At 37.6% G+C, this 16,741-nt stretch carries 15 protein-coding genes and 1 riboswitch; of the genes, 5 read left to right on the plus strand and 10 right to left on the minus strand.

Annotated features, from left to right (window positions below):
• Window positions 1-102: 102 nt before the first annotated feature.
• From araA to GX308_10115, 3 genes are read left to right on the plus strand one after another with little or no spacing between them, the layout of a single operon-like run.
• Window positions 103-1,581, plus strand: coding sequence for an L-arabinose isomerase (araA, locus tag GX308_10105; protein ID NLK22401.1), 1,479 nt, complete (start codon window positions 103-105; stop codon window positions 1,579-1,581).
• A 31-nt stretch (window positions 1,582-1,612) separates the two neighbouring features.
• Window positions 1,613-3,220 carry an FGGY-family carbohydrate kinase gene (locus GX308_10110; GenBank protein ID NLK22402.1) on the plus strand — a complete coding sequence of 536 codons (1,608 nt, stop codon included), beginning with the start codon at window positions 1,613-1,615 and terminating at the stop codon, window positions 3,218-3,220.
• 57 nt (window positions 3,221-3,277) lie between these two features.
• On the plus strand, window positions 3,278-4,411 hold the full coding sequence (locus GX308_10115; GenBank protein NLK22403.1) for a glycerate kinase: 1,134 nt from the start codon (window positions 3,278-3,280) through the stop codon (window positions 4,409-4,411).
• A 53-nt stretch (window positions 4,412-4,464) separates the two neighbouring features.
• Here GX308_10115 and GX308_10120 read toward each other — a convergent pair whose 3' ends face one another.
• The 3 genes from GX308_10120 to GX308_10130 all read right to left on the minus strand — a co-directional run bounded on the left by GX308_10120 (window position 4,465) and on the right by GX308_10130 (window position 6,539).
• On the minus strand, window positions 4,465-4,647 hold the full coding sequence (locus GX308_10120; GenBank protein NLK22404.1) for a hypothetical protein: 183 nt from the start codon (window positions 4,645-4,647) through the stop codon (window positions 4,465-4,467).
• Window positions 4,648-4,737: 90 nt separating this feature from the next.
• Window positions 4,738-6,096, minus strand: coding sequence for an MATE family efflux transporter (locus tag GX308_10125; GenBank protein ID NLK22405.1), 1,359 nt, complete (start codon window positions 6,094-6,096; stop codon window positions 4,738-4,740).
• Window positions 6,096-6,539 (minus strand): MarR family transcriptional regulator, encoded by a 444-nt coding sequence (locus GX308_10130; protein NLK22406.1) that lies wholly within the window; start codon window positions 6,537-6,539, stop codon window positions 6,096-6,098. Before GX308_10130 ends, GX308_10125 begins: the two co-directional genes overlap by 1 nt.
• A gap of 191 nt (window positions 6,540-6,730) precedes the next feature.
• Here GX308_10130 and GX308_10135 point away from each other — a divergent pair, with 191 nt between their 5' ends.
• On the plus strand, window positions 6,731-7,288 hold the full coding sequence (locus GX308_10135; GenBank protein NLK22407.1) for a biotin transporter BioY: 558 nt from the start codon (window positions 6,731-6,733) through the stop codon (window positions 7,286-7,288).
• Window positions 7,289-7,363: 75 nt separating this feature from the next.
• Entirely contained in the window at window positions 7,364-8,041 is a 678-nt protein-coding gene (locus GX308_10140; GenBank protein NLK22408.1) for a DUF1624 domain-containing protein, read from the plus strand.
• Here the strand turns inward: GX308_10140 and GX308_10145 are convergent.
• From GX308_10145 to leuB, 7 genes are all read right to left on the minus strand, one after another.
• Entirely contained in the window at window positions 8,034-8,807 is a 774-nt protein-coding gene (locus tag GX308_10145; protein NLK22409.1) for a heme ABC transporter ATP-binding protein, read from the minus strand. The genes GX308_10140 and GX308_10145 overlap by 8 nt on opposite strands.
• Window positions 8,804-9,856 carry an iron chelate uptake ABC transporter family permease subunit gene (locus GX308_10150; GenBank protein ID NLK22410.1) on the minus strand — a complete coding sequence of 351 codons (1,053 nt, stop codon included), beginning with the start codon at window positions 9,854-9,856 and terminating at the stop codon, window positions 8,804-8,806. Before GX308_10150 ends, GX308_10145 begins: the two co-directional genes overlap by 4 nt.
• A gap of 26 nt (window positions 9,857-9,882) precedes the next feature.
• Window positions 9,883-10,827, minus strand: coding sequence for an ABC transporter substrate-binding protein (locus GX308_10155; protein ID NLK22411.1), 945 nt, complete (start codon window positions 10,825-10,827; stop codon window positions 9,883-9,885).
• A gap of 101 nt (window positions 10,828-10,928) precedes the next feature.
• Window positions 10,929-11,108, minus strand: a riboswitch (cobalamin riboswitch).
• A gap of 81 nt (window positions 11,109-11,189) precedes the next feature.
• Window positions 11,190-12,863, minus strand: a complete 1,674-nt coding sequence (gene ilvB, locus GX308_10160) for a biosynthetic-type acetolactate synthase large subunit (protein NLK22412.1) — start codon at window positions 12,861-12,863, stop codon at window positions 11,190-11,192.
• A gap of 112 nt (window positions 12,864-12,975) precedes the next feature.
• Window positions 12,976-14,637: a dihydroxy-acid dehydratase gene (gene ilvD / locus GX308_10165; protein ID NLK22413.1), complete on the minus strand. Its 1,662-nt coding sequence runs from the start codon at window positions 14,635-14,637 to the stop codon at window positions 12,976-12,978.
• A gap of 11 nt (window positions 14,638-14,648) precedes the next feature.
• A complete protein-coding gene (gene ilvE / locus GX308_10170) occupies window positions 14,649-15,533 on the minus strand; it encodes a branched-chain-amino-acid transaminase (GenBank protein ID NLK22414.1) in 885 nt (294 codons plus the stop codon).
• 29 nt (window positions 15,534-15,562) lie between these two features.
• Window positions 15,563-16,633 carry a 3-isopropylmalate dehydrogenase gene (leuB, locus tag GX308_10175; GenBank protein ID NLK22415.1) on the minus strand — a complete coding sequence of 357 codons (1,071 nt, stop codon included), beginning with the start codon at window positions 16,631-16,633 and terminating at the stop codon, window positions 15,563-15,565.
• Window positions 16,634-16,741 lie beyond the last annotated feature (108 nt).

Here is a 16,741-nt window from a genome sequence, read left to right on the forward strand (position 1 = left end):
AAACAGTGTAAAATCTAAGTATCTACTTGTATGTACAAGTATAGTGCTTTAGCATAATACTATAGGATAATAAAAATAAACCCAAATCAAAGGAGAAGGACTATGTTAAACTTAAAATCTTTGGAAATCTGGTTTGTAACAGGAAGTCAACATTTATACGGACTCGAAACCCTCAGGCAAGTAGAAGAGCATTCCCACAAAATAGTAGAAGGTCTGGATAAGGATTCATCCATCCCCTGTAAGGTTGTATTTAAGCCTATCCTAACTACCTCCAATGCTATCCGTAAACTTTGCCAAGAAGCCAACCTAGATGGAAAATGCGTCGGTATTATTACATGGATGCATACATTTTCTCCAGCTAAAATGTGGATTGCCGGCCTTTCTGAACTTAAAAAACCCCTGTTCCATCTTCATACTCAATTTAACAGGGATATTCCATGGAATAGTATTGATATGGATTTTATGAATCTTAATCAATCTGCCCATGGGGATAGAGAATATGGCTTTATCGGTGCCAGATTAAAAATTGCCCGTAAAATTATCGTAGGTTATTGGGAAGACCCTAAGACTAAAAATCGTATAGGAGCATGGATGCGCTCTGCTGTTGCCTTTACCGAAGGCCACAAACTTAAGGTAGCCCGTTTTGGTGATAATATGCGTAATGTTGCTGTTACCGAAGGAGATAAGGTAGAAGCTCAAATAAAATTTGGCTGGGCAGTTGATGCTTATGGCATAGGCGACCTCGTAGAATATATTGATGCCGTAACTAATGTACAAATCAATGAACTAATGGACGAATACAAAAAACTCTACGATATAGATACTAAAGCTAATATAGACTCCATAAAAGAACAAGCTCGTATCGAAATAGGTATAAAAAACTTTTTAGTTAAAGGAAATTACGGTGCCTTTACTACTAATTTCGAAAATCTATATGGTATGAAACAACTTCCGGGACTTGCAGTACAACACCTAATGGCACAAGGTTATGGTTTCGGTGGTGAAGGTGACTGGAAGACAGCCGCTATGGTCCATATTATGAAAATGATGGCATCGGGGCTTAAGGGTGGAACTTCCTTCATGGAAGACTATACCTATCATCTCGAACCAGATAATGAAATGATATTAGGAGCCCATATGTTAGAAGTATGTCCTAGTATATCGGCAACAAAGCCAAGGATTGAAGTTCACCCCTTAGGTATCGGTGGAAAAGCTGACCCTGCCCGTTTAGTATTTGACGGTAAATGTGGCCCTGCCATCGCCGCTTCTTTAGTGGAAATGGGTGGCCGTTATCGTCTTATTATCAATGCTGTAAATGCCATCCAACCTACACAGCCAATGCCTAATCTTCCTGTAGCAGGAGTGCTTTGGAAGCCCCAACCATCCCTTAGTGAAGCTGCAGAAGCTTGGATACTTGCCGGGGGCGCTCACCATACTTCCTTCTCCTATGATATTACGGCAGAACAAATGATGGATTGGGCGGAAATGGCACAAATTGAATGTGTACTCATTGACAATAGTACAGATCTTCTTAGATTTAGAAATGAACTAAGATGGAATGATATGGCTTGGAGAAGATAAGATTATAAAAAACATTATGGAGGATTAGTGTATGAATCTGAAAATGCATGATGTTAAAAACTCTATTATTAACGGAAAAACTGCATTGGGAATTGAACTGGGTTCAACTAGAATCAAAGCTGTCCTTGTTGGTGAGGATAATTCACCAATTGCTTCTGGCAGCCACGACTGGGAAAATAGCTATATTAACAACATGTGGACTTACAGCGTAGAAGAAATTTGGAAGGGGGTGCAAGATAGCTTCCGAAAGATGGCTTATGATGTTAAACAACAGTATGGTATTACTCTCCAAAAAATAGGGGCTATTGGTTTTAGTGCAATGATGCATGGCTATCTGGCCTTTGATAAGGATGAGAACCTCTTGGTGCCATTTCGCACATGGCGTAACAACATTACTGAAGAAGCATCCAAATCCTTAACAAAGCTATTTAACTATAATATCCCCCAACGATGGAGTATCGCCCACCTTTATCAAGCTATCTTAAATGCAGAAGAACATATAACTGATATAAACTTCCTAACAACCCTAGCAGGATATGTTCACTGGAAATTGACAGGTCAAAAAGTGCTTGGAATTGGAGAGGCTTCAGGGGTTTTTCCAATCGATTTAAATTCTAAGCGTTATGATAAAAACATGACTAATCAGTTTAACAAATTGATTGATTCTTATAATCTTCCATGGAAGCTTGAAGATATCCTTCCTAAGGTATTGCTAGCCGGTGAAAATGCCGGTATCCTTACAGAAGAAGGAGCAAGGCTTTTAGACATTTCTGGAAACCTTCAGGCAGGCATTCCCCTTTGTCCTCCTGAGGGAGATGCAGGAACAGGTATGGTTGCAACCAATAGCATTGCAAAACGTACTGGGAATGTTTCCGCGGGAACATCAGTATTTGCGATGATTGTCCTAGAAAAGGAGTTGTCCAAGGTGCATCCTGAAATAGACCTAGTTACAACCCCTGTGGGTAACTTGGTGGCTATGGCTCATTCCAACAATTGTTCCTCAGATCTTAATGCATGGGTAGGATTATTTGCGGAATTTGCAAAGTCAATGGGCATAGAACCAAATATGGATAAGATATTTGGTTCTCTATACAATATGGCACTAAAAGGCGACCCAGATTGTGGCGGCTTATTAGCTTATGGTTATCTCTCCGGAGAACATATGACAGGCTTTGAAGAAGGCCGTCCATTATTTGTCCGTTCCTCTGATAGCAAATTCAATCTGGCTAACTTTATGAGAGTTAATTTATTTACGGCTTTGGGAGCTCTTAAGATTGGTCTTGATATTCTTCTTAAAGAAGAAGGGATTAAATTAGATAAAATCTTAGGCCATGGGGGTTTATTCAAAACAAAAAGAGTAGGACAAAAAATCATGGCCGGTGCCATTAATGTACCTGTAACCGTTATGGAAACCGCTGGTGAAGGCGGTGCATGGGGGATAGCTCTACTGGCGTCCTATATGATTAATAAAAATGGTGGCGAAACCTTAGAAGTTTATCTTAGCACTAAAGTATTCGCAGGAAAAGGAGTCCATACCATGACCCCTGATTCTAAGGATGTGGAAGGCTTTGAAAAATTTATGGACCGTTATGTTAAAGGACTTGCTATTGAGCGGGCTGCTATAAAATATCTTAAATAATTAAGACATAAGGACATGGGATGGTTTAGTTATTAGGTGGCACTGGGAGGTATAAGGATGAAAGTTGTAATAGCAATTGATTCACTAAAAGGAAGCCTTACTTCCATGGAGGCGGGAAATGCAATCAAAGAGGGAATATTAAGAGTGTCTAATGCTAATATTATTGTAAAACCTTTAGCTGATGGAGGAGAAGGAACTGTCGATACTCTTATAGAGGGCTTAGGATGCAAGAAAATTTATGTAGATGTAACCGGACCCTTAAATCAAAGAGTAACCGCTTATTATGGATATCAGGAAAAAAGTAACACAGCTATTATTGAAATGGCTTCTGCCTCTGGAATAACCCTAATAAAGCCAGATGAAAGAAACCCCATGATTGCTACTACTTATGGGGTAGGTGAAATGATTAAACATGCGGCAAAAAATGGCTGTCGGCATTTCATTGTGGCTATAGGGGGCAGTGCTACTAATGATGGTGGCATTGGAATGCTACAGGCTCTTGGCTATGAATTTTTTGGCATTGATAATAAAGCTGTAGGGCAAGGCGGACAAGCCCTAGAAAAAATTAAATCAATTTCGGATAATAATAAGTTGGATTTACTTAAGGAATGTAGTTTTAAAGTGGCATGTGATGTGACTAACCCCCTTTGTGGCATCAATGGGGCTACTTATATATACGGCCCCCAAAAAGGGGTTACCGATGATATTAAGGATTCGCTAGATGCCGGTATGAAAAACTATGCAAAGATTACCAAATCTTTTAATGGTACTGATTATAAAAACTTTCCCGGTGCTGGTGCTGCAGGTGGCCTAGGATTTGCATTTTTAAGCTTTTTGAATGCTGAGTTAGAACTCGGAATTGAACTGATATTAAATGCGGTTCAGCTAGAAAAAGATATCCTTGATGCTGACTATGTAATAACAGGTGAAGGAAAACTCGATTATCAAACTTCAATGGGTAAAGCCCCTATCGGAGTGGCTAAACTAGCTAAAAAACATGGAGTAAAGGTTATTGCCCTAACAGGAAGTATAGGTAAAGACGCATCTAAATGCAATGAGGCAGGAATAGATGCTTATTTTTCTATCATCAATTCAATTATAAGCTTAGAGTATGCTATGGATAAAAAAATTGCTATAAAAAATATGACTGAAACCGCTGAGCAGGTCTTTCGTCTTATCTCATCCGTCTAAATCCCCTCTTTGTTATAGATATTAAAAAAGATACTAGCACGCTAGTATCTTTTTTAATTATGATTTAGATTTTCCCCTCTTAAATCCATTGTATCATTTTTTTCCCCTTTTGGAATTCTTCCTTCTGATTCTAGTCTGATTTTTTCTACTTTTTGCAAGTGACTAAAGTAAATATTAGTGACAGAAATAATTGTAATACATATGGCAATAACTATCCCCAAAATAACCTCTGGCATTACTGATTTTCCTCCTTAGATTAATATTTATAAATACTATAATCTATTATACGAGGAAAACAACCCAAAGTCTGCTATCTTTTATAATAATTAATTTACTAATATCAATTTATGATTCTCATCTAATTTTCTCATTTCCTTCCAAATAAATAATCCCGTAATTACTGTAGATAAACCATCTGCTATAGGTCCTGCCATCCAAACACCTGATAACTCAAATGCCATGGGGAGAAGCAATAACAAAGGAATTAATAAAATTACCTGTCGCAGCAAACTTAATACTATAGATATTTTTGCTTTTCCTACTGCTTGGAAATAGTTTGAGCTTACAATTTGAAAACCTATTAAAGGCATCATGCTTAAGAATATACGAATGCCACTACTACCTATTCGAATTAGTTCTGGTGAATCGTTAAAAATCCGAATAACAGCTTCTGGATATACTTCCACTACAATAAAACCTAAGGTAGAGATAACTGTAGCCGCTACAACTGCCAGTTTTAATGCCTGTTTTACCCTATCGTATTGTTTTGCCCCATAATTGTATCCGATTATAGGTTGTACTCCTTGATTAATACCAAAAATAGGCATAAAGAATATCATAGCTACGCTAGATATAATACTCATAGCGCCGATGGCCAAATCTCCCCCATAATCCCTTAGGGCATTATTAGATATGGTGGTAACTACACTGGCAGCCAATTGCATGGCAAAAGGAGACATTCCAATGGAAAATATTTCTATAATCACATTTCTTGATAACTTCATATTTCTAATATGAAAATTTAAGTGACTGTGTTTACTTTGTAGAAATGCAAGTACATATACAGCACTAATAGCCTGTGAGATTATGGTCGCATAAGCTGCACCCTTAATCCCCATGGCAAAAACAAAAATAAATATCGGGTCCAAAATAGTATTGGTTAATGCACCTATTAGCATAGATGCCATAGCCGCCCTTGGATGGCCTTGGGCACGAATCATATGATTCATGGCAAATCCTATGGTATTACCTAAGGAACCATATAAGATGATAGTAATATAATCCCTAGCATATGCATAGGTGTTTTCACTGGCTCCAAATATCCTAAGTAAAGGGTCCCTGTATATAAGGCCTAATATAGTAACAAGAACTGTGACGATAATCATTAATATAAAAGAATTTCCTAGTATGCGTTCGGCATCCTCTTTTCTATCCTGCCCTAACCTGATAGAAATAAGGGAAGCCCCACCAATACCTACTAGCATAGAAAAAGCTAAAAGGATTGTCATAAAAGGAAAGGCCACTCCTATCCCCGTAAGGGCCAGTTCATTTACTCCCTTTCCTACAAATATCCTATCCACTATATTATATAATGCATTTACAAGCATTCCCACTATTGCCGGTATAGAAAACTTAAGAAGTAACCGACCTATTCCTTCATTTTTCAATTGTTCTTGCGTAGTCATTACTTTTCCTCCCTATTGTAGTATTGATGTATATTTTTTGTCATGGCCTCTAGGAGGTTTATTGACTTTTGTTTATCCTCTTCTGAAAAACCATCCACTAATATATCAGTCCAATTTCTTAGTATTTTAAAAATATCTCCTTTTATACTTAAAGCTCTATCAGTTAAAAAAACTAATTGGGCTCTCCTGTCATTAGAATCTATTTTTCTATAAACATATCCCTCTTCTTCAAGCTTTTTGATTGCCCTTGCCGTTGTTCCTTTATCAATATCTAGCAAATATGATATTTCTTCTTGGCGTATTCCATCTTGTTGATAGAGGATATTTAAAAATATAAATTGCCCACTTCCAATACCAAAAGCTTCAAGCTTTCTGTTTATATAACATTGGGCTTGTCTATATATTATTGATATATATCTCCCAATGGACCTTGAATGCTGCATTATAAAACTCCTCTCATTGGTTGCATCAACAACTATATCATAATAGGGTTTAGTTGTCAATGCAACCAATATACAAAAAAATCATAATTTCTTAGAATGATTTGTTGACAAATGACAATTCCCATAGTATCATTTGATTGTCAACCAATATTTATCAGTGGTTAACAATCAAATAGTAGGAGGTTTTAGTAATGAATATGAAAGTTAAGGATATGATTTTAGTTTCACTATTTGCAGCATTAACAGCGATTGGAGCATTTATCAAATTTCCTGTGGGTCCCGCTCCTATGTCACTTCAGTTTTTATTTACCGCCTTTTCTGCTATACTTCTTGGTTCAAAGCTGGGGGCTCTTTCTCAGCTCATATATTTGATAATAGGCCTTAGCGGAATTCCAATTTTTACCGGCGGTGGCGGTATAGGTTATATTCTAAATCCCACCTTTGGGTATCTTATCGGATTTGTCATAGGCGCTTTTGTGATAGGAAAAAGTATTGAAAATGCAAAGTCAAATTCTTTTATGAGGCTTTTTACTTCATGTTTGATTGGGTTGGGGGTTGTATATCTAATAGGAGTTCCTTATTTGTATTTGATTTTAAAAAATGTGGTTCAAAAAGACATTACCTTCATAGAGACCCTAAAGTCGGGATTAATAGTCTTTCTCCCTGGGGACTTTATAAAATGTTTCATTACCTCATTTATAGGGTTTAAAATAATTCCCATACTAAACAAACTCAAGGCTAATAAATAAATATATTGATTTACTAATGACATATTTTATTCTTCCTTGTATAATTCTAATAGAAACTTACAAAGGAGAAATGTTGTGAATAATAAACGTATTTGGGAAATTGACTTTCTTAGGGGAATTGCACTTATTCTTATGATGATATTTCATCTTCTATATGACCTTAATGACTTTTTTAACATCCCTATCCCCTCTTGGAATGGATTTTGGTACTATGAAGGAAAGGTTTCTGCTATTTTATTTATGCTTTTGGCTGGGATTAGCAGTACTTTTAGTAAAAATAATTTCAAAAGAGGTTTAAGAGTTTTTATTATTGGAATGGGGTTAACTATTGTCACATATCTAATAATGCCATCGGAATATATCCGCTTTGGAATTCTTCATTTGATGGGTGTTGGTATGATTATATATCATTTTATTAGGGTTATACCCATTATACATACTTCTATTTTATCTATCTTCATCATTATTTTAGGATATATATTTAGTAACATTAATATGTCTACATGGCTTCTTATACCCTTGGGAATTACAGATAGAAACTTTGTATCTATGGATTATTATCCCCTTTTCCCTTGGCTTGCTGTATTTTTAACCGGAAGCATAACCGGTAGAATTTTATACAAAGAAAAAAGGAGCATCCTCCAGAAGACTTATGGCAATGACCCTGTCACATTTCTTGGAAGACACTCCCTTATGGTTTATCTTATTCATCAACCGGTAATTTTATTAATCCTCTATTTGATTTTTATATAGGTATCATATGAGGTTTGCCTGTTACCGGATTTTTCATCATATATACTTCCATGTCATATACGTTTTTTATATTTTCTTTCGTCAATACTTCTTCCACTGAACCCAGGGCCGAAATTTTTCCTTGGCTTAACAAAATAAGTTCATCACTGAATCTAGCTGCTAGATTTAAATCATGAAGTACGGCTATAACCGTAAGACCCTTTTGCGTGTTCAAGCCTTTTATACTATCTAATAATTTAATCTGGTGATGAATATCTAAATGGGCTATGGGTTCATCCAAAAGTAGAACATCCGATTCTTGGGTTAGAGCCCTAGCTACGATAACCCTTTGTCTTTCCCCACCACTTAAATTGTTAATATTTTCATGTCTCATTTGCCAAGTATTGGTTGTCATCATAGATTCCCTTGCTATGGCGGCATCTTTATCCTTTTCCATTTCAAATCTTTTAAGGTGGGGGGTTCTTCCCATCATTACTATGGCCTCTGCTGAAAAATCAAAATTTATTTCTGTATTTTGGGGTACCGATGCTAACTTTCTTGCCAACTCTTTGCCTTTAAAGTCTAGAATATCTTTATCTTCAATCCATATAGTATCCTTTTGGGGCTCTAGTATTTTTGTTATACTCTTAAGAAGTGTTGTCTTTCCCGAACCATTAGGCCCTATTATACTATAGAATTTTCCCCTTTCCATTTCTAAATCTATGTTATCTAAGATTAGTCTTTCCCCATATTTCCAGTGAAGAGCCTTAATTTTTATGATTTTCATAGTGCCACCTTCTTATGTTTGTATAGAAGATAAATAAAATAGGGCGCCCCGAAAAGGGCAGTCACCGCCCCCACAGGGATTTCTGAAGGAGCAATAAGGGTCCTTGATAGGGTATCACAAATAATTAGAAATATACTCCCCCCCAAAGCGGAAAAAGGGATAAGTACCCTATTATCGGCTCCAATCAACATACGCATAATATGAGGAATGACAAGTCCAACAAAACCTATCAGCCCACTTACTGATACAACTGCTCCAATAAGGATGGAACAAATAATAATTAAAATCTTTTTGACTTTTTCTATTTCTATCCCAAGGGTCTTTGCGGTTTCATCTCCCATTAATAAAACATTTAAATCTCTCGAAAATACCCACAACAAAATATTCCCTAAAACAACAAAGGGGGTCAAGAATACAACCTGTCTCCAGCTAGCTGTTGAAACACTTCCCATTACCCAAAAAATTATCTTTTCTATTTGATTTCTATTAAAAATCATAAGAATTGACATAATCGATGACCATAATTGACTTATTGCTATTCCAGAAAGTAAAAGAGTTATGGTTGGAAGTCTTGCTCCTGTTTTTGCAATCTTGTATACCATTATCACTGTAAGAAAAGCCCCAAAAAATGCCCCAAGACTTATAAATCCAAATCCCAGTACTGTGCTATTAAGCCCTAAAACAATAGCTATTGTAGCTCCAAGCCCCGCTCCAGATGAAATCCCGATAACATATGGATCTGCCATGGGATTTTTAAATATACCTTGAAAAGCTGCCCCAACCACCGAGAGTCCCATTCCCACTAGACCTGCTAGTATAATCCTAGGAAGTCTAATGTTTAATATAATAGTTTCATGGGATTCTATAATTTCACCATGGGGTAGTATGTCTTTTATAAATGGCAGTCTTCGAAACAAAACCATACTAAACTGTCTAAGAGATATATCCGCACTCCCAAAGGTAGATGAAATAAAAATAACAGAAAATAAAATCCCTAGACCTATTATAAACAATATATAAAAATATCTTTTTTTCCTTAAGTAACCCATAAACTTCCTCTTTTCGCTAATAACCCTTAATTAAATAACTCCGGATGGATAAGTTTTGCCAGTTCTTCTAACCCCTGTGCCACCCTAGGCCCTTGTCTATCCAGTAGATTATTATCGATTTCTAATAATCTGTCCCCTTTAACTGCTGATAAATCTTTATAACCTTGGGCATTTTCTATACCCGATTTGGCATCATAGTATTTAGAACAAATTAGTATATCAGGATTTTGTTCAACTATCTTCTCTAAACTATACTGCCAACCTTCCAAATCTCTTGCAGCATTTTCGCCCCCCGCCATCTCTATCATTTTTCCTATGAAAGTATCCCCCCCAGCGGTATAATCCCCCGCTTCTCCAAAACCTACTACATAGTATATAGAGGGCTTAGGTTCATCCTTTACTTTATCTATTACATTTTGAACTTTATCTTTCATATCTGTAACCATAGCTTCCGCTTTAGGGGAAACATTTAAGATTTGCCCCATTGTAGTTATGGTATCGTAAATCCCCTCAAAACTTTGATTGCTATCTAAAATAAGCACCTGGATATTTAATTCCTGAAGTTTTGCATCGGCTTCCCTAGTAAAAATTCTTGAAGCAAGAACGATGTCTGGTTTGAGTTCTGCAATTTTTTCTATACTGGGATTATCTATACCACCAACAGATTCGATATTTTGCACTTCCTCGGGATAATCACAATAATCTGATTTACCTGTTAGCCTTTGCTGTTCCCCTAGGGCAAATATAATTTCAGTTATATCAGGATTTACCGATATAATTTTTTGAGGTTCTTTTTCGATAGTTATTTCTCTTCCATGGGCATCCGTAAGAACTATTGGATATAAATTATCCCCTTCTTTATTAACTTCCCCACTGCCCCCTATCGCTGTATTTTCTTTAGCACATCCTGTAAAAATGGTAGCCGTTCCTAAAATCATAAATATTAATAATATACTTAAATATTTCTTCATCTTTTTACTCCTTTAAAGTAGTTTAGTAAATTTGTTCTTGAATTTTTACAATAAAAAAACACACCGACGGTGTGGAATTTTCCACCCCTCCCTCCGAGAGTTGAATTAATATCAGTTTTGGCAGGTTTCCTGGCTTATGGTTCATCTTACTCTCCAACCTTCTCGGTTTCCCAATGGCATTTTGGATTTCATCACCATTTACAGTAGCGGGGGCTGCAACGGATTTACACCGTCTTCCCTTTTAACCCATTTTAAAGGGCACCATAAACTTTTATTATCTTTTAAAATATATTTATTGTAGCACTTCTTAAATTTTAACGCAAGGTACCTAATGGTAAAAAAAATAGGAATGCAAAGCATTCCTATTGTAGTTCCTCTGTGATTACATCTTCTATAGCCTTACCCGGCGGTACCATCGGTAGCACTTTTTCATCTATATCTACATGGCAATCTAATATAACCGGTGCTTTTAAGGAGAGAGCTTCCCCTAATGCAATATCTAGCTCTTCCTCAGTAGTGATTTTGTATCCCTTGGCCCCGTAGGCCTCAGCTAATTTTACAAAATCAGGACCTCTATCTAAGGTTGTAGCAGAATGTCTGCCTCCATAAAACATGGTCTGCCATTGTCTAACCATACCTAAGGTTCCATTATTAATAACTACTATAATAATCGGGATATTATAAGCGTTGATAGTTGCTAATTCATTGCAGTTCATTCTAAAACTTCCATCTCCTGCAATATGAACAACTTGTTTTTCAGGCATTCCGATTTGAGCTCCTATAGCCGCCCCTGTACCATATCCCATAGTTCCAAGTCCTCCCGATGTTATATAAGTACGGGGTGTAGTAAATTTATAATATTGAGCTGCCCACATTTGGTGCTGTCCAACTTCTGTTGTGATTATGGCTCCACCCTGTGTCTTTTCATAAATCTTCTCTATAACTTGTTGAGGCATTAGACTACCGTTTTTATTATAACCTACAGGATATTCTTTCATTAAATCGTCTATCCTTTCGTTCCATTTGCCCCTTGTCTTGCCTTCTAACTGTGTATTTAGCAGTTTTAAAACTTCTTTTAGGTCACCTATTATATGGCGATGGGTATGAATATTCTTATTTATTTCTGCAGGGTCAATATCTATATGAAGTACCTTGGCATCCGGTGCAAATCTCTCTAGTTTACTAACAACCCTATCGCTAAAACGAGCGCCGATGGCAATAAGCAAGTCACATTCTGTAGCTGCTATATTTGATGCCTTTGTTCCATGCATTCCAATCATACCTGTATAAAGCCCGTGGGTTGCTGGGAATGCTCCTTGTCCCATTAGGCTGCAAGCCACAGGAGCGTTGATTTTTTCTGCAAAGTCTACCAATTCGCTAGAAGCATTGGCGTATCCTACTCCCCCACCTGCATATACAAAGGGTCTTTTTGAGTTATTGATTAATTCAAGCGCTCTATTTATATCTTTTTCCCTAATATATTCCGTATTTGTGGGAATAGGTTTCGGCTCTTGGTATTTATAGTTTGTATAAGCCGCAGTTATATCCTTTGGAATATCTATAAGAACTGGACCCGGACGTCCTTCCTTTGCTATATAAAATGCCTTTCTTATGGTATCTGCTAATTCGTTTACATCTTTTACAATAAAATTATGTTTTGTAATAGGCATGGTTATTCCGCAAATATCCACCTCTTGAAAACTATCTTTTCCCAAGAGAGAAATGGGTACATTCCCAGTTATGGCTACCATAGGAACCGAATCCATATAAGCAGTTGCTATGCCTGTTACTAGATTGGTTGCTCCGGGGCCAGAAGTCGCTATACACACTCCTACTTTTCCTGTAACCCTTGCATAGCCATCGGCTGCATGGGATGCCCCCTGCTCATGGGCGGTTAATATATGTCTTATTTCATTTTGATGTTTATATAACTCGTCGTATATGTTTAAAACAGCCCCTCCAGGGTATCCAAAAACCGTGTCGACTCCTTGTTCTTTTAAACATTCTATTAAAATCTGTGAACCCGTCAGCTGCATAAGTTTCCTCCTTCTTTTATAAGAAAAGCGGCTATCGCCGCATTATCTTATATATAAATTTACTATGTTTATACTTTGTGGGCAGGTTTTTACACCTACCCTAGCAAAGTAATTAGTTCTTAAGTACTCCGCCTGTGCTGGCAGATGTAACTAATTTTGCATATCTCGCAAGGTATCCTGTTTTTATTTTAGGCTCCGGTACAACCCATTTTTCTTTTCTTGCTTCTAATTCTTCATCAGAAACTTCTAGCTGGAGTATACCTTTTACCATATCTATTGAGATGATATCCCCCTCTTCTACGAAAGCTATAGGACCTCCTTCAGCAGCCTCTGGGGATACATGGCCAATAGAGGCTCCTCTTGTTGCTCCGCTAAATCTTCCATCGGTGATAAGAGCTACATCCTTATCAAGCCCCATACCTGCTAGTGCCGATGTAGGGGTAAGCATTTCTCTCATCCCTGGACCACCCTTAGGTCCTTCATACCTGATAACAACTACCTCACCTTTATTTATCTTCCCCCCATAAATCGCCTCATTAACTTCTTCCTCAGAATCAAATACCCTAGCAGGACCCTTGTGAACAAGCATCTCTTCTGCCACTGCCGAACGTTTCACAACACATCCGTCCGGTGCTAAGTTTCCTTTTAATACGGCGATACCACCGGTTTGGCTATATGGATTTTCGATTGGACGAATGATATCATGATTACGATTAAATGCAGGAGCAATATTTTCTCCTACAGTCTTTCCCGTAACCGTTGGAAGAGATAGATTTAATAAGTCTTTTTTAGAAAGCTCTTTCATTACTGCTTGCACTCCCCCTGCTTCAAATAAATCTACAATGAAGCTAGGTCCTGCTGGAGCTAGTTTGCATAAGTTAGGGGTCTTTGCACTGATTTCATTGGCAAGTTCTAAGTTTAGTAAAACCCCTGCTTCATGGGCAATAGCAGGAAGATGAAGCATGCTATTGGTGCTGCAGCCCAGAGCCATATCGACAGTTAAGGCATTTAAAAATGCTTCCTTGGTCATAATATCCTTCGGCTTTACATCTCGTTTTAAAAGTTCCATGACTGTCATTCCTGCTTTTTTAGCCAAACGTATCCTATCAGCATATACCGCAGGAATAGTGCCATTTCCAGGGAGCCCCATACCCAATGCTTCTGTTAAACAATTCATGCTATTTGCGGTAAACATACCAGAACAGGAGCCACAGCTTTGACAGGCAGAATCTTCGCATTTACGGAGTTCTTCTTCAGTCATTGTCCCAGCCTTAACTGCTCCAACCGCTTCGAATACATCTGTTAAACTCAGTCTTTTTCCTTCCATACTTCCCGGCAGCATAGCTCCCCCACTTACAACAATGGTAGGAATATTAACCCTTGCTGCTGCCATAAGCATAGCTGGAACGATTTTATCACAGTTTGGTATCATAACCAAAGCATCAAAACTATGGGCCATTGCCATGGTTTCTATGGAATCCGCTATAAGTTCCCTTGAAGCTAGGGAATAATGCATTCCTATATGCCCCATAGCTATTCCATCACATACTCCTATGGCAGGAAACTCTATAGGAGTCCCTCCACCCATTCTAACCCCGGCCTTTACTGCTTCTGTGATGGTGTCCAGATGAATATGTCCGGGGATAATTTCATTCTTTGCATTCACTATACCTATTAGAGGTTGTCTTATTTCTTCATCTGTATAACCCATCGCCTTAAATAAGGAACGATGAGGTGCTCTTTCTAGCCCACTTTTTGCACGATCGCTTCTCATACTATCACTCCTTATTTGTAAATTGCTTCTCCATTACTATTTGCATATGATTGAAATGCTTCAAGAAGTTTTTTTGTTATCGGACCTGCGACACCATTTCCGATAACTCTTCCATCAACTTCGGTAACAGCAATGGCCTCTGCCGCTGTCCCTGTTAGGAAACATTCATCAGCATTATATACGTTAAATAAAGTAAATTCTTTTTCTACTACTTCCATGCCCATATCTTTTGCTAAATCCATTACGGTTCTTCTTGTAATCCCATCGAGAATTCCTATATGGATTGGTGGGGTATAGACTACATTATCCTTTACGATAAAAATATTATCCCCTGTGCATTCTGCTACAATCCCATCATGGTTGAGCATCAATGCTTCCGGAACCCCTGCACGGTTTGCTTCTATTTTTGCAAGAATATTGTTAAGATAATTTAACGACTTAATTTGAGGGTCAACAATGGTTGCCTTGTTTCTTCTTTGAGCTGCTGTGATGATTGGCATTCCCTTTTCATACATTTCCGGTGGGTAAAGTGTAATCGTTGAGGAGATACAAAATACTGTAGGTTTAGGACATTTAGTGGGACTAAGTCCTAGATCTCCCGCTCCTCTTGTTACAACCAAACGAATATATCCATCTTTTATATTGTTTTTTCTACAAGTTTCAAGTAAAATTTCCTTCATTTCTTCCTTGGTCATAGGGATTTCTAGCATAATAGCCTTGGCTGCTGCATAAATCCTATCAATATGCTCTTTGCATTTGAATATACACCCATTATAAGCGCGAATACCTTCAAATACACCGTCCCCATATAGTAAACCATGATCAAATACAGATACCTTTGCCTCTGACTTTTTTACATATTCTCCGTCTAAATAAATGATTAATTCATCGGACATACTACTACCTCCCGCTTTATCAGTTCGTTTTACAGTGCCTCTATAACAAGGCGGCCCATTTCTTTTGTTCCGATTAATTTCATACCCTCACTCATGATGTCCCCTGTGCGGAAGTTTTGTTCTAGTACCTTTGTTACTGCTTCTTCTATAGCAATTGCTTCTTTTTCTAAGTTAAAGGAATATCTAAGCATCATAGCCGCTGAAAGAATAGTAGCTAAAGGATTTGCTTTGTCTTGACCCGCTATATCAGGAGCAGAACCATGAATAGGCTCATACATTCCAAGGGTACCTTCCCCTAAACTAGCTGAAGGAAGCATTCCTATGGAACCAGTAATCATGCTGGCTTCATCGGATAATATATCCCCAAACATATTACTTGTAATAATAACGTCGAATTGCCTTGGATTTCTAACTAACTGCATAGCTGCGTTATCTACATACATATGGTTTACTTCCACTTCTTCGTAATCCTTTGCCACTTCTTCTACTACTTTTCTCCAAAGTCGTGAGGATTCCAATATATTAGCTTTATCTATACTGGTTACTTTTTTGTTTCTTTTCATAGCAGCCTCAAAACCAACCCTTGCTATGCGTTCTACTTCCTTAATGGAATAACTTTCAGTATCGTAAGCTTCTTCACCCATCTTACCGGTTCTTCTTCCTCTTTCCCCAAAATAAATTCCACCGGTAAGTTCACGAACCACTAATATATCCAATCCATCTCCTATAATTTCAGGCTTTAGAGGACAAGCATCTTTTAGCGCATTATGAAGTAGCGCAGGCCTAAGATTCGCAAAAAGTCCTAATTCTCCTCTAAGTCCTAAAAGAGCTTTCTCAGGTCTTTCATCCCCTGGTAAGTCATCCCACTTAGGTCCCCCAACAGCTCCCAACAATACAGAATCACTTTTTTTGCAGATATCTATAGTCTCTTGTGGAAGGGGTTCTCCTTTTTTATCAATTGCCACTCCCCCAGCTAGCACTTCTGTGTAGTTAAAGGTATGACCAAACTTTTCACCGATTTTATCTAAAACAAGTATTGTTTGTTCTATAATGTCTGGACCTATTCCATCACCTGGGATGGTTGCTATATTAAATTTCATTTAATTCCCTCCGTCTCTTAGTTTCAAAATAAAACACATTGTTCGTAATCTGAAAATCTATCATTTTGGGGCAGCGTAGAATACTGGTTGGAAATCCTTCGCTACTTC

The sequence above is a fragment of the Candidatus Epulonipiscium sp. genome, from assembly GCA_012519205.1.
Taxonomy (GTDB): Bacteria; Bacillota; Clostridia; order Lachnospirales; family Defluviitaleaceae; genus JAAYQR01.